The organism is Candidatus Accumulibacter phosphatis (assembly GCF_012939955.1).
GTDB lineage: Bacteria > Pseudomonadota > Gammaproteobacteria > Burkholderiales > Rhodocyclaceae > Accumulibacter > Accumulibacter delftensis.
This window is the reverse complement of the sequence record NZ_SPMY01000020.1, coordinates 39,511-52,652: the sequence shown is the minus strand read 5'-3', so window position 1 is coordinate 52,652 and position 13,142 is coordinate 39,511. Positions and strand designations below refer to the sequence as shown.

Annotated in this window: 8 protein-coding genes and 3 pseudogenes; 4 read left to right on the top strand and 7 right to left on the bottom strand. The window is 62.1% G+C overall.

Annotated features, from left to right (window positions below; translation table 11 throughout):
* A partial coding sequence (locus tag E4Q23_RS08095; protein ID WP_169066163.1) for an IS5 family transposase occupies positions 1-447 on the top strand: 447 nt, incomplete at its 5' end.
* 89 nt (positions 448-536) lie between these two features.
* Here E4Q23_RS08095 and E4Q23_RS08090 read toward each other — a convergent pair.
* Together E4Q23_RS08090 and E4Q23_RS08085 are read right to left on the bottom strand one after the other, a co-directional pair.
* Positions 537-971, bottom strand: a pseudogene (locus E4Q23_RS08090) (PilN domain-containing protein); the annotation flags it as partial.
* Complete coding sequence (locus E4Q23_RS08085; protein WP_211203679.1) at positions 968-2,047, bottom strand: pilus assembly protein PilM; 1,080 nt, start codon at positions 2,045-2,047, stop codon at positions 968-970. The gene E4Q23_RS08085 and the pseudogene E4Q23_RS08090, both read right to left, overlap by 4 nt.
* A gap of 384 nt (positions 2,048-2,431) precedes the next feature.
* On the opposite strand from E4Q23_RS08085, the gene E4Q23_RS08080 reads away from it, so the two are divergent.
* On the top strand, positions 2,432-4,726 hold the full coding sequence (locus E4Q23_RS08080) for a penicillin-binding protein 1A (RefSeq protein ID WP_169066161.1): 2,295 nt from the start codon (positions 2,432-2,434) through the stop codon (positions 4,724-4,726).
* Positions 4,727-4,732: 6 nt separating this feature from the next.
* A complete protein-coding gene (msbA, locus tag E4Q23_RS08075) occupies positions 4,733-6,535 on the top strand; it encodes a lipid A export permease/ATP-binding protein MsbA (protein ID WP_169066160.1) in 1,803 nt (600 codons plus the stop codon).
* 51 nt (positions 6,536-6,586) lie between these two features.
* Here the strand turns inward: msbA and E4Q23_RS08070 are convergent, their stop codons facing one another.
* The 5 genes and pseudogenes from E4Q23_RS08070 to E4Q23_RS08050 form a co-directional block, all read right to left on the bottom strand.
* Complete coding sequence (locus E4Q23_RS08070; protein ID WP_169066159.1) at positions 6,587-8,020, bottom strand: lipopolysaccharide kinase InaA family protein; 1,434 nt, start codon at positions 8,018-8,020, stop codon at positions 6,587-6,589.
* A 36-nt stretch (positions 8,021-8,056) separates the two neighbouring features.
* Positions 8,057-8,825, bottom strand: a pseudogene (locus E4Q23_RS08065) (lipopolysaccharide kinase InaA family protein).
* Positions 8,822-9,647 (bottom strand): annotated as a pseudogene (rfaP, locus tag E4Q23_RS08060) (lipopolysaccharide core heptose(I) kinase RfaP). The pseudogenes E4Q23_RS08065 and rfaP overlap by 4 nt, the downstream one beginning before the upstream one ends.
* Positions 9,644-10,765: a glycosyltransferase family 4 protein gene (locus E4Q23_RS08055; RefSeq protein WP_169066158.1), complete on the bottom strand. Its 1,122-nt coding sequence runs from the start codon at positions 10,763-10,765 to the stop codon at positions 9,644-9,646. The pseudogene rfaP and the gene E4Q23_RS08055 overlap by 4 nt, the downstream one beginning before the upstream one ends.
* A gap of 52 nt (positions 10,766-10,817) precedes the next feature.
* The gene (locus E4Q23_RS08050; protein WP_169066157.1) at positions 10,818-11,711 is read right to left on the bottom strand and encodes a lysophospholipid acyltransferase family protein; all 894 of its coding nucleotides are present in this window, start codon (positions 11,709-11,711) and stop codon (positions 10,818-10,820) included.
* 203 nt (positions 11,712-11,914) lie between these two features.
* Here E4Q23_RS08050 and metK point away from each other — a divergent pair, with 203 nt between their 5' ends.
* The gene (gene metK, locus E4Q23_RS08045) at positions 11,915-13,081 is read left to right on the top strand and encodes a methionine adenosyltransferase (protein WP_169066156.1); all 1,167 of its coding nucleotides are present in this window, start codon (positions 11,915-11,917) and stop codon (positions 13,079-13,081) included.
* Positions 13,082-13,142 lie beyond the last annotated feature (61 nt).

The following is a 13,142-nucleotide window of genomic DNA, read 5'->3' as shown; positions in this document are numbered from 1 at the left end:
ATTGAAGTGACGACGGCCGATTGGGGCGACAGCGAAGTGTTCCCCGGGTTGCTTGACCAGGTCGAAGGCGAAGTCTCTCAAGTGTCCGCCGATGGCGCCTACGACACCAAAGGCTGCCATGCCGCCATTGCCGACCGCGACGCCCGTGCCACCATTCCCCCGCGGGACGGTGCTGTTCCCTGGGGCGACGATCATCCCCGTGACGGTATTCTCAAAGAGATCGCCGCCAAGGGCAGCGCCGGCTGGAAGAACGATAGCGACTACCACCGCCGCAGCATCGCCGAGAACATGATGTACCGGCTGAAGCAGTTGGGTGACAGCCTGTACTCCCGAACCTTCGAGCGGCAAGTGACCGAAGCCCACGTCAGGGCCGCCATCATCAACACCTTTACCTATCTGGGCATGCCGCAATCCGTCGGGGTGGGGCAAATTGCGCCTGCCGCATGAAGTAGGACGGGGATAGGGGGAGTTCGCGCCCAAAATGGCGGGATTAGTCATATAGTATATTAGCAGTTACTAATAGTGCACCAACGCCCTTCGATATTACGCATCAGCGTTGAAACGCGTGCGCTGGACTGAGCGTAGCCAACCAGATGGATGCTCTGCCCGACCTGCTTCAGCGAGCGGATATACACTCCCTCAGGCATCTGCTTGGCGAGCTCGCTCAGCAAGCGCACCGCTTCGGCGCGATCGCGCTGCAAGGATTCGATGATTCGCTTGCGCGCCATCAAGGCATCACTTTGCGCTTTGAGCCGATTGATTTGATCGATTTGCTTGTTAAGGACGGCGATTTCCTTCTGCAGGAAGTCGTTCTTGGCATCCTGGGCGGCAATATAGCCGCCAATCACGGAGTAGACAAGAAAGACGATCAGGCCGGAAAGAACGGTGATCAAAGCGAGCACAGCATAGAACTGCTGTCGCCGCGCTCGTCGCTTCTCTTCCCGATGCGGCAGGAGATTGATGCGTATCATTCGTCGAACCTCCGCAGCGCAAGACCGCAGGCAACCATCAACGACGAGGCATCGGTGAGCAGGTTCTTGGCGCGCACGCGATCGGCAAGCAACATATTGGCAAAGGGATTGGCAATGACAGTGTTGATCTGCGTGCGCGAGGCGACGACTTCGTCGGCCCCGGCAATGACGGCGCAGCCGCCGGCCAGGACGATGTGGTTGATCTGATTGAACTGAGTCGAAGTAAAGAAGAACTGCAGGGCACGCGACAATTCCAGCGCCAAGGACTCAAGAAACGGCCGCAAGAGTTCGGCCTCGTACTCCACCGGCAAATTGTGGCGGCGCTTTTCTGCTTCTGCCTCCTCGAAACTCATTCCGAAAAGGCGGGCAATATCCTGCGTCAGCTGATTGCCGCCAAACGCCTGCTCGCGAACGTAGAGTTGCTGACCATCGCGCAGCACGGTCAGGTTCATCACGTTGGCACCGACGTCGACCAAGGCGATGATCCTGCCCGGGCCACCCTCGGGAAGCTGTTTTTCGATCAGCTGGAACGCTGAAAGCACCGCATAGGACTCGACATCGAGGACCACCGGTTTGAGTCCTGCCGCTTCCGCCACAGCGACACGGTCCTCCACCTTTTCCTTACGAGACGCAGCGATAAGAACTTCGATCTCGTCAGGAGACGATGACACCGGGCCGAGCACCTGAAAATCCAGATTGACCTCGTCGAGAGCAAAGGGGATGTACTGGTTGGCCTCGGATTCCACCAGCACTTCCAACTCGTCTTCCCTCTGCCCGGCGGCAACGATGATCTTCTTGGTGATCACATGCGACGCCGGCAGGGCAATGGCCACCTGCCGCGTAACGGTCGCCAGTTTCTTCCAGGCGCGCCGGACCGACTCCGCCGCAGCTTCCAGGTTGACAATGTTGCCATCCGAGACAGCGTCCCTGGGCAAGATCTCAATCGCGTAGCGCTCGACGCGGTAACCGCTTTTCGCATCGCTTGCCAGTTCCACCATCTTGACCGACGATGAACTGATATCAAGACCGATCAGGGAGCGCGCCTTGGGATTAAAGATCGAAAGATCAAGCTGCAAATCGCCACCCCCGGCCAAAAAACCCTTCAATAATTTGTAGTTAGCGTACTTATAGATATTCTACTTTAGATGCTAGCAACAAGCTCCCGACCTGTAAAGCAATTTCTCCGCTAGGGCCTTGGATATCTTGTTTTAGTCTAAGAGTGTAGCGTAAACCACTAAAATCATTGATTTTGCGTAGCCTGTTCTTAGCCAGGGAATTGACATGACCAAGAACGGCAGCGACGCCGTCCGGTTGTGCACAGGGCGCCATCCTCGGTACCTGCGGCAAGCCAAGCGATGCGAGAAGGAGGACAGGAGCGGCAAGCGCCACGCTGATCTTCGCGCCTTTTCATGGCCGCGCCAATATAATAGCGGGATCTGCCTTTCTTTCCGGACGCCGTGTTGCCTACTGCCCTCCGCTGGATCCTATACCCCATCGTAGTTGTTGTCGGCCTTGCCGCGATAGCCCTTGCCATGGTGGCCGTGGTCCTTAGCCTGGCCTACCCGAACCTGCCGTCGCTCGATATTCTTACGGACTACCGCCCCAAGGTACCGTTGCGGGTGTACACGGCGGACGGCTATCTGCTCGGCGAGTTCGGCGAGGAGCGTCGTGCCGTAGTCAGCATAGACGAGGTCCCGCCAATCATGAAACAGGCCATCCTGGCAGCTGAGGACGAGCGCTTCTATCAGCACAGCGGCGTGGACACGCTGGGCATCCTGCGCGCACTACAAGCCAACCTGGTTGGCGGTGGCAAGCGCCAGGGGGCATCGACAATCACCCAGCAAGTGGCCAAGAACTTCTTTCTGTCCTCTGAGAAAACCTACACCCGCAAGCTCTACGAAGCACTGCTGTCTTTCAAGATCGAACACAACCTCAGCAAGGACCAGATCCTCGAGCTCTACATCAACCAGATATTTCTCGGCCAACGCGCCTACGGCTTCGCCGCCGCAGCGCAGATCTATTTCGGCAAGTCGCTGGCCGACCTTACGGTCGCCGAAGTGGCCATGCTTGCCGGCTTGCCGAAAGCGCCCTCCTCCGACAACCCGGTGGCCAGGCCGAAGCGCGCCCGCATTCGCCAGCAGTACGTTCTCAGGCGCATGCTGCAACTCGAGTTCATCAGCGACGAGCAGTATGAGGAAGCTCTGGCGCAAGCCCTGGTGATCAAGCGCGACGTCAGCGAACGACCGATTCACGCCCAGTACGTCACGGAAATGGCCCGCCAGATCGCCGCCGAACGCTTTCCCGAGGATGTCTATACGCGCGGCCTGCGCGTCCACACAACGATTCTCAAGGCCGATCAGGAAGCGGCCTATGACAGCGTTCGCCGCGGGGTCCTGGACTACGACCGCCGCCACGGCTATCGAGGCGCCGAGGGCTACGTCGACATCAGCCGGATTAAATCGGAACAGGACGAGGCCCTCGAGGAACTGTTGCAGGACTTCACTGACGCCGAAGACATGCACCCGGCGATCGTCCTGGAAGTGAGCAAAAAGACCATTCGAGCCTACCGGCGGGGCGGCGAGATTGTCACTCTCAGCGGCGACGGCCTGAAGTTCGCAGCGAGCATGATCGACAACAAGGCGCCGGCCAACAAGCGCCTCAGCAGGGGCGCGATCATTCGCGTCCAGAGCGACGAAAAAGATAATTGGCGAATCGTTCAGATGCCCGAGGTGGAAGCTGCTTTCCTGGCCGCAGATCCGCGTGACGGCGCCATACGCGCCCTGATTGGTGGCTTTGATTTCAACCGCAGCAAATTCAATCACACCACCCAGGCCTGGCGGCAGCCGGGTTCGAGCTTCAAGCCCTTCATTTATTCGGCCGCCCTTGAAAGAGGCTTCACAGCGGCGTCGGTGGTCAACGACGAACGGATCAGCTTCCCGGCAACGGTCACCGGCAGTCAGGCCTGGGAACCGAAAAACTACGACGGCAAGTATGAAGGGCCGATGCGTATCCGGCGAGCGCTGGCCCGCTCGAAAAACATGGTCTCGATCCGTCTCCTGCAGGCGAGCGGCGTGCGTTTTGTGCAGGACTACGTGACGCGCTTTGGCTTTGACGCCAGCAAACACCCACCTTACCTGACCATGGCCCTGGGCGCCGGCTCGGCAACCCCCTGGCAAATGGTCGCCGGCTACGCGGTCTTCGCCAACGGCGGCTACCATATTCGGCCCTACATCGTCAGCCAGATCCTGGATGACAAGAATCAGCTGCTGGCGCAGGCAGCGCCAACGACTGCCGGCGACGAACGCCTACGCGCCATCGACCCGCGCAATGCTTTCCTGATGGACAGCATGTTACGCGACGTGACCATCTACGGAACCGGTGCGCGCGCTTCGGCGACGCTCAAGCGGCGCGATCTCGCCGGCAAGACGGGAACTACCAATGACCAGGTAGACGCCTGGTTCTGTGGCTACCAACAAACCGTCGTCGCCTGCTCCTGGATCGGCTTTGACCAACCGCAAAACCTTGGCCGGCGAGAAACGGGCGGCTCGGCAGCGCTGCCGATCTGGATTGGCTTCATGAGCAAGGCGCTGAAGGATGTCCCGGAGTCCTTTTTGCCAGCTCCCGATGGAATTGTCTCGGTGGCCATTCCGGATAACGGCAAAGGGCCAGGCCGGGAGCTGTTCTACAAGGAAAACGCACCGGCCGAAATAGCACCCATCTGGCCCGCCGACGATGGCAGCGAAGCCGAGGACTGAGCACTTTTGACAACCGCCGGCAAGACCGCCAAACCAGCCACTTCGTCGCTACGAATCTATTTTCGCCTGCTCGGCTATTTGCGGCCCTTTCTCGGCATGTTCGCGGTCAGCTTGCTGGGCTACATGATCTTCGCCTCGTCGCAACCGATGATGGCCGGAATTCTGAAGTACTTTGTCGATGAACTGAGTGAGCCCAGCAGCATAAGCCGGCAGACGACGGCGCTGACCGGTGATCTGGACCTGATCTACGGCATACCTCTGCTGCTGGTCCTCGTCGTCACCTGGCAGGGGATCGGCTCCTTTCTCGGCAACTATTATCTGGCGAGAGTTTCGCTGGGGCTGATCCACGATCTCAGGCGCGCCCTTTTCGACAGCCTGCTACGTCTGCCGAACGGCTATTTCGACCAGCACAACACCGGCCATCTGATCTCGCGAATCACCTACAACGTGACCATGGTCACCGGTGCCGCGACCGATGCCATCAAGGTCGTCATCCGTGAGGGGATGACGGTCATCTTCCTGTTCGGCTACCTGCTGTGGATGAACTGGCGACTGACGCTGGTAATGGTCGCCATCCTGCCGATCATTGGCGTCATGGTCAGCCGTGCCAGCCGGAAGTTCCGCCGCCAGAGCCTCAAGATACAGGCGACCATGGGCGACCTGACGCACGTCGCCTCGGAAACCATCCAGGGCTACCGCGTGGTCCGCAGTTTCGGTGGCGAGAACTACGAATCGAACCGCTTCCGGACAGCGAGCGAGGACAACACGGCCAAGCAGCTGCGCATGGTCAGAACGAGCGCAACCTACACCCCGGCGCTGCAGTTCGTCACCTTTTCCGCGATGGCGGTGCTGCTGGCTCTGGTCCTGGCGCTGCGCGGCGACGCCTCGGCAGGCGATCTGGTCGCTTATCTCACCGCCGCCGGAATGTTACCGAAGCCGATTCGCCAGCTGTCCGAAGTCAGCTCGACGATTCAGAAAGGACTGGCCGGTGCCGAAAGCATTTTTTCCCAGATCGACGAAGAGCCAGAGCCCGATCACGGGAGCATCGAGAAGGAGCGAGTCAGCGGCCGCCTGGAGGTGAAAGACCTGTCCTTCGCCTATCCGGGCAGCAACACGCGCGTTCTCGATCAGATCAGCTTCGCGGTTGAACCGGGCCAGATGATCGCCCTCGTCGGGCGCTCGGGCAGCGGCAAGTCAACACTGGCCAATCTCATCCCCCGCTTCTACCATCACGACTCTGGCCAGATTCTCATTGACGGGGTCGATGTCGAGGATTTCACCCTGCGCAACCTGCGCCAGCACCTCGCGCTGGTCACCCAGCAGGTAGTGCTGTTCAACGACAGCATCGCCAGCAACATCGCCTACGGCGACCTTTCCGAGGCCCCGCGCGAGGCCATCGAAAAGGCCGCCGAAGCCGCTTTTGCTCGCGAGTTCATCGACCGTCTGCCAGACGGCTTCGAAACCCTGGTCGGAGAAAACGGCGTCATGCTCTCGGGTGGCCAGCGGCAGCGACTGGCGATTGCCCGGGCGCTGCTCAAGGATGCACCGATCCTGATTCTTGACGAGGCGACCTCAGCGCTCGACACGGAGTCGGAACGTCATATTCAGAGCGCTCTCGACCAGGTGATGGCCGGCCGAACGACACTGGTCATCGCGCACCGCCTGTCGACTATCGAAAAAGCCGACCTCATTCTGGTCATGGACCAGGGACGCATTGTCGAACGCGGCAGCCACGCCGAGTTGCTGGCCAACGACGGCCACTACGCGCGCTTGTACGCAATGCAGTTCAGCGAGCCCGCCGACAGCTGATCGGCAGCCGCCAGCGAGCGCCCGAGCGGATCGCTGGGGCAACGCGAGGCTTCAAGCGGCGGGTAGCTGCTCGTCGAGCCAGCGCTGCAGTGCACAGCCTGACGGCCAGTTGCGTAACAGGCGGGCGCGGTCGCGCCGCCAGGCACGCGCATGCGCGATCGCCGAGCGATGTTGCACGACGCCATCGAGGTCGATGAGCAGCACGCGCTCGCCGTCCCAGAGCAGATTGGTGGCCTTGAGATCGCCATGGCTGATGCGATGTCGGCACAAAGCTGCAAATAACTCGCAGATGGCCTTGCCCTCGTCAGCCGGCGGCGCGCTATCGGCCGACAGATGGCTCAGCAGATTCGGGCCCGGGCAGTACTCGCAAATCAGCCAGGCGCGTCGGCGTAGCGGTCCGCAGCGCTCCTCGATCAGCGCCAGCGGCCTTGGCGTCGGGATGTCGAAGAACAGCAGCCGGTGCGCCTCGCGCCACGAATGCCAGGCGCGGCTCGGACGCCACAGACGACCGAGCGCGTGCCGCAGGTTCTTGAGGTTGTAGCGTTTGATCAGCAGCGCGCGGCCTATCACCACGATGCGCGCCACCGTCGTCGTGCCACCATCCTTGAACACCTCGCCGCTGCTGATGGCGCGGTCCGGCGCCGCCAGCAAGGGCGCCAGCACTTCCGCTTCCTCGCGGCGCACGGCGCAAAAGCGTACGCCTGTCTGCTCGACCGCGAACAGCGTGCACTCACGCACTGTCTTGGCCAGCAGGTCCCCCAGGCGCCAGGCTCTGACGCGCTCGATATTGCGTTGCAAGACCGCCTGCTCAGGCAAGCAGGCCTGCTCGGCAGTGTAAGCGGGCAGCAAAGCGCTGAGCTGGCGGTCCCACGCCGGCGGCAACTGCGCCAGGAGAACCGCCAGGTTGGCGCCAGCGTCGGCTGGCGCCAAGGCCTGTCCGCGGCAGATCACGCGCACCGCATCGCCGTCGACGACCAGCACCCTGCCGTCATGACGTAGAAAATTGCCGAGATGCAGGTCGTCCTGGACCAGGCCAGCGGCGTGCAGCCGTCCGAGCATGCCCAGCGCCGGCGCCAGTACGGCCAGCGCCTCGCCGTCCCCGGCGGCCCGTCGGGAAACCCGCGCCCAGGCTTCGGCAAGGCTCTCGGCTGTTTCGAGAAAAACAGTCAGCAGGGCGTAACCACCACCGGCCATGGCCATTGCGGCGAGCACTTCAGGGGTCGGCACGCCGGCATCACGCAGCGCTTCGAGCCCCCCGCGCTCGTACCGCCAATGTTTTTCGCAGCGCCGCCCGACGAAGAGCTTGGCCAGCACGCGCCGACCGTCGAGTTCTGCCTCACCAACCAGCCGCTTGCCGGGCAGGACACGCAGCAGGCGTCGCATGCTCAACTGGCGCCCATCGGCAAGGGCCACGCAAAACGGCAGTCGTGGCTGGCGACCGGCGGCGCGCAGCGTTCTCGCATCGCTCAACACGTGCACGCTCATGGCCAGCGCGATGGCGCTCGGCAGCGCCCGCCGCGCCTACTCTCGGCCATCGAAAAAGTGAACGATCTTGGCGATTCGCTGCCGATCACCATCGCCAACGCGCGCCTCGCCTGCGTAATCAAGGTAGAAGCTCAAGCGCTGACTGCGCGACAGTTTTTTTCTTGGCCAGCTTGTCGAGGCAGGCCAGATCCTTGACGATCCGATACTCGAGAACGGCACCACGATAATAGTTGCCAGTCGGGCAATCGATCAGATAGACCGTCGGCGACGCACCGCCATCGACCAGCAGGTTGCGCCACTTCAGATCGTTGTGCACGAAACGAGCGTCGTGCAGCGTCCTGGTCAGGCTGGCGACCTGCTGCGACACCTGCGTCAGCCAGGCATGATCGCCGAGTCGCGGATCGTCGCTGTGAGCGAGGTAGGCGAGATCCATCGTATCCGGAATTTCCTCGGTCACCAGCGCGCCGCGAACGAAGCCGCCAAAACGCCGCTCGATGCCATAGGCGACCAGGGTTGCGGTCGGAATACCCCAGGCTCGAAAAGCGAGCAGGTTCCGCCATTCGGCACGCACCCGCGGTGGACCCAGCCAGCGCCGCAGACCGAACCAGCGCCGGCGCATGGTCTTGCCGTTACCACTATAGCGCTTGACGTAGTAGCGCTTGTCGCCGACGCCGACGCGCAGCACGCAACTCAGTTGATCGTTGGCTATGCCCTCACCGGCAAGTAAAAAAACGCGCTCGATACTGCCAAACACGGCGCCCGCTTCGCTTGCTGCATACTGTGGATTCACCCACCAGTTTCTCATGTCATTTCCCCTGCCGCCACCTTACGAGCGAAACGTGCCTGCAAGCGAAGTGTTTCGCTCGCCAGATGCGAAAGCAGCGGCGCTTCATCGCGCAGAATACGCCGCAAGGGACAGGCAAAATAAGCCGCCAAAAAAACGCAACAGGTCACGCTTGCTCAAGCCGATGTCGACAGCCGAGAAGTATAAAGCCGCCAGATCCTTGTCGCGCCAGCGTCCCGGCAGTTGCCCTCTGAGTTGCGCGCGGTGCAGATCGATCAGAGACAGCCTGAACCGGTCGGCGGTCGGTGCCGGGTCAAGGTGCAGGAGAAAATGACAGAGGTAGAAATCGCGATGATTGATGCCCGCCCGATGCATTCTCCTCGCCATGCCAGCGACACGGGCGATCAGCGCGCGCTTCAAGCGTAGCTCCGGGGGATGCTCTTTCCAGTCCAGGCAGAAGTCCTCGAGACTGAGCGTCGGGGCCAGCTCCTCGGTGATGATGAACGAGTGTTGCCGCCCGGGGTCACGGCCACGCCGCCCGTAGGCGACGGCGTGCATGCTATCGACGCCGAGTTCGCTCAGGCACTGGATGGCCCGCCACTCATTCGCTGCCCCGAGCACCGGCAGGCGTAGCGAAAGAAGATTCTTGACGATCTCGGTCCAGCCGACACCACGATGAATCTTGACGAAGTAGCCACGCCCGCCGACTTCGGTTCGCAAGGTGCGGCGCGCCTCGAGTTCGCGAAAAATCTCGCCTTCGAGGGTCTCGACGGCGACGAAGGGATCCTGCCCCGCCCACAGCGAGCGAAAGGGCTCGTCAAGGAACAACACGTCGCCGCTCATGACCTTTCCTTGAGAATCAGCTCGGCGGCACGTTCAGCGTTGCTGTAGATGTCGGCCTGCTCGGCAAAGGCCAGGGCGCGAGACTGCCATTGCCGACGTGCTGGCTCGTCACTCAAGACCTGCGCCAGCAGGCGATTGAGACAGGCTTGTTCAAAAGGCTCGGGCACGACCCGCCCGGCATCGGCATCACTGACGAAATGCGCGTAGCCGCAAACAGCGGTGGTGAGCACCGGCAGGCCGGCGACCATTGCCTCGAGCAGCACCGTGCCGGTGTTTTCGTTGTAGGCCGGATGGATCAACAGGTCAGCGCCGAGCAAAAAGCGCGGAATGTCGCTGCGTCCGCGCAGAATGCGCACCCGATCAGCAACGCCGAGCGCTCGCGCCTGGGCATGGAACAGCTGCGCCTCGTCGTCGCCGATGGCGAACAGTCGGCAACGCTTGGCGAGCGCTGCCGGCAGCGTCGCCAACGCCTTCAGGCTGCGGTCCAGGCCCTTGGTCTTGAAGCCCGAACCAAGCTGCAGCAGAAGCAAATCGTCGGCGGCCAGCGCGAACTCGTGCCGAAAAGCGGCACGGATCGCCGCGGCATTTGCCGGCGCGCGGCGGTCGCGCGCAATTCCCGGCGGCAGCAGATGAAAACGCTCGTCCGGTGTGGCGTAGTACTTCTGGAACAACGGCTTTTGTAGTGGCGAGATCAGCAGGATCTCGGTGCGTGCCCCGGCCCCGAAAACAGCGCGCTCGTATGCGGAGAAATGGCGGTAGCGCCCCGACAGCCGATAGAGCGCACTGCGTAGCGTGCGCGCCTTGTCTTCGAAACAGGGGTCGGCGGCAAAATAGACATCAAGTCCAGGCATCTTGTTGAAGCCGACGACCCGGTCGGCGGATCGGGCCGCCAGATCCTGGCCGACCCAGTGACTGAACTTCGCGTAGCGGCGCGGATTGCTGAGCGCCCTGACCGGCACCAGGACCACCTCAAAGCCCGCCGGAACATCGCCACGCCATTCCAGTGTGTACGCCCTGATACTGTGGCCGCGCGCCTGGCAGGCCAGGGCAATGCGCAGAAAATCGCGCTGCAGGCCGCCGAACGGGAAGTATTTGTAAAGGCAGAAGGCGATCTGCATCAAGAAATCCCGGCGCTGGCGGCAAGGGTGCAGCGACAGTGCGCAGAGTCACTCACTGCTCGGCACCCTGCTGTACGTCCCGCTGAGCGCCGGCTTCCGCCAGCGGCGCTGCTGCACTGCTGCGCCGCCGCTTGTAGCGGTTGTAGCCCCAGAGATACTGCTGCGGACACTGGCGAACCAGCACTTCGATCTGCTGATTGATCTGTAGCGCCCGCTCTTCGATGCTGCCCCTGATTGGCTGTGTCGGCGCCTGCAGGTGAAAATGGTAACCGGCGCCGGCGGGCAGCCGTTCAGCCCAGACCATGATCACGCTCGCCCCGGTCTCGACCAGGCGCGCAGCCAGGGTCATGGTGTAGGCCGGTCTGCCGAAGAAGTCCAGCCAGCGGCCTTCGCCAGCCCGCGGCGCCTGGTCCGGCAGCATACCGACGGCTTCACCGCGTTTCAGCGCCTTCAGCAAGCCGCGCACCCCTGACAGATCAGCCGCCGCCAGGTGCAACTGCGCGCGCGCCCGCCCGGCTTCGATCATCGTCTGCAGCCAGGCCTGCTTGGGCGGCCGATAGAGAACCGTGATCGGGGCATGTGTGGACAGGTACTGCGCGGTGACCTCAAAACATCCCAGATGCGGCGTCAAATAGAGGATTCCCTTGCCTCGACGTGAAGCCGCTTCGACCAATTCCCACCCCGACACCTCGACAACCCGACTGGAGGTCTCGGCGAGCGGACGTAACCAGACCCGTGGCAGTTCGAGCATGCCCTTGCCGGCTTCAGCGATGGCTGCCGAACGTAGGCGTCCGGCCTCTGCTGCGCCAAGTGCGAGCACCATGTTCTCGTGCATGTGGCGGCGGTAGGTCGGCGACAGCAGCCAGGTCAGCCAGCCGACAACGAAGCCCAGGGAATGCAGCCAGGCAAGCGGCAAGCGGCTGAGGAAACGAAAAAGTGTGATCACGGTGCGATCCGGTAGCTGCTGAGGTTTGACCCGCCAGCCAGAGAAAAACTATAATTATCCCTCCGCCGAGTTAATCAGGACAACTTGCAGGGCGGGGACGCCGTAAGTGCGGCCAAAAAAATACTGCTAAAGCGTCGTCTGCTCGAACCCCGGAGCCGGCAACGCCGCCGTTTCGGGGTTTTTCCATTGGAGCAGATCAAAGCATGAGCACAGAGCACCTCTTTACTTCGGAATCGGTTTCCGAAGGCCATCCGGACAAGGTCGCCGACCAGATCTCCGACGCCATTCTCGACGCCATTCTTGCCGACGACCCGCCTGCGCGGGTCGCCTGTGAAACCCTGGTGTCGACCGGGCTGGTCGTCATCTCCGGCGAGATCACCACCAAGGCGCACATCAACTATCGCGAAATCGCGCAGGAAACCGTTCGCCGCATCGGCTACAACAACTCCGACATCGGCTTCGACTACAAAAGTTGCGCCATTTTAACGGCCATCAACCGCCAGTCTCCCGATATCGCGCAGGGCGTTGACGAGGGTCAGGGCATCGACCTCGACCAGGGAGCTGGCGACCAGGGACTGATGTTCGGCTACGCCTGCAACGAAACGCCGTCGCTGATGCCGCTGCCAATCCATTACGCGCACCGTCTCATGCAACGCCAGGGTGAAGTTCGCCACGACGGCCGCCTGCCGTGGCTTCGCCCGGATGCCAAGAGCCAACTCACGGTCCGCTATGTGGACGGCAAACCGGTCTCGATCGACACCATCGTCGTGTCCACGCAGCACGACCCGGACGTCTCGCACGCACAGATTTCGGAAGCCGTGATCGAAGAAATCATCAAACCGGTCCTGCCGCCGGAACTGCTCACCAGCGCAACCCGCTATCTGGTCAACCCGACCGGCCGCTTCGTCGTTGGCGGCCCGCACGGGGATTGCGGCCTGACCGGCCGCAAGATCATCGTCGACACCTACGGTGGCGCGGCCAGACATGGCGGTGGTGCGTTCTCGGGCAAGGATCCGTCAAAAGTCGATCGCTCGGCGGCCTACGCCGCGCGCCATGTTGCCAAGAATATCGTCGCCGCAGGCCTTGCCGACCGTTGTGAAGTGCAGGTGGCGTACGCCATCGGCGTCGCCCGGCCGGTGTCACTGATGGTCAACACCTTCGGCACCGGCAAGGTCAGCGACGAAGTCATCGCCGCACTGATCGGCGAGCACTTCGACCTGCGCCCCAAAGGCATCATCCAGGCGCTCCAGCTCTTGCGACCGATCTACCGCAAAACCGCGGCCTACGGCCACTTTGGCCGCGACGAGCCCGAGTTCACCTGGGAAGCCACCGACAAGGCAGCGGCACTTCGCGCAGCTGCCGGGCTCTAGAAATACGGCTCGCGAAGCAGGGAAAGGGGCAGCGAGGCCCCTTTCTTGCTGCGGCATACGG

Coding starts and splice junctions, on each gene's coding strand:
- E4Q23_RS08055 (WP_169066158.1), bottom strand. CDS start 10,765: ATGCAGATCGCCTTCTGCCTTTACAAATACTTCCCGTTCGGCGGCCTG.
- E4Q23_RS08070 (WP_169066159.1), bottom strand. CDS start 8,020: ATGAGCGTGCACGTGTTGAGCGATGCGAGAACGCTGCGCGCCGCCGGT.
- metK (WP_169066156.1), top strand. CDS start 11,915: ATGAGCACAGAGCACCTCTTTACTTCGGAATCGGTTTCCGAAGGCCAT.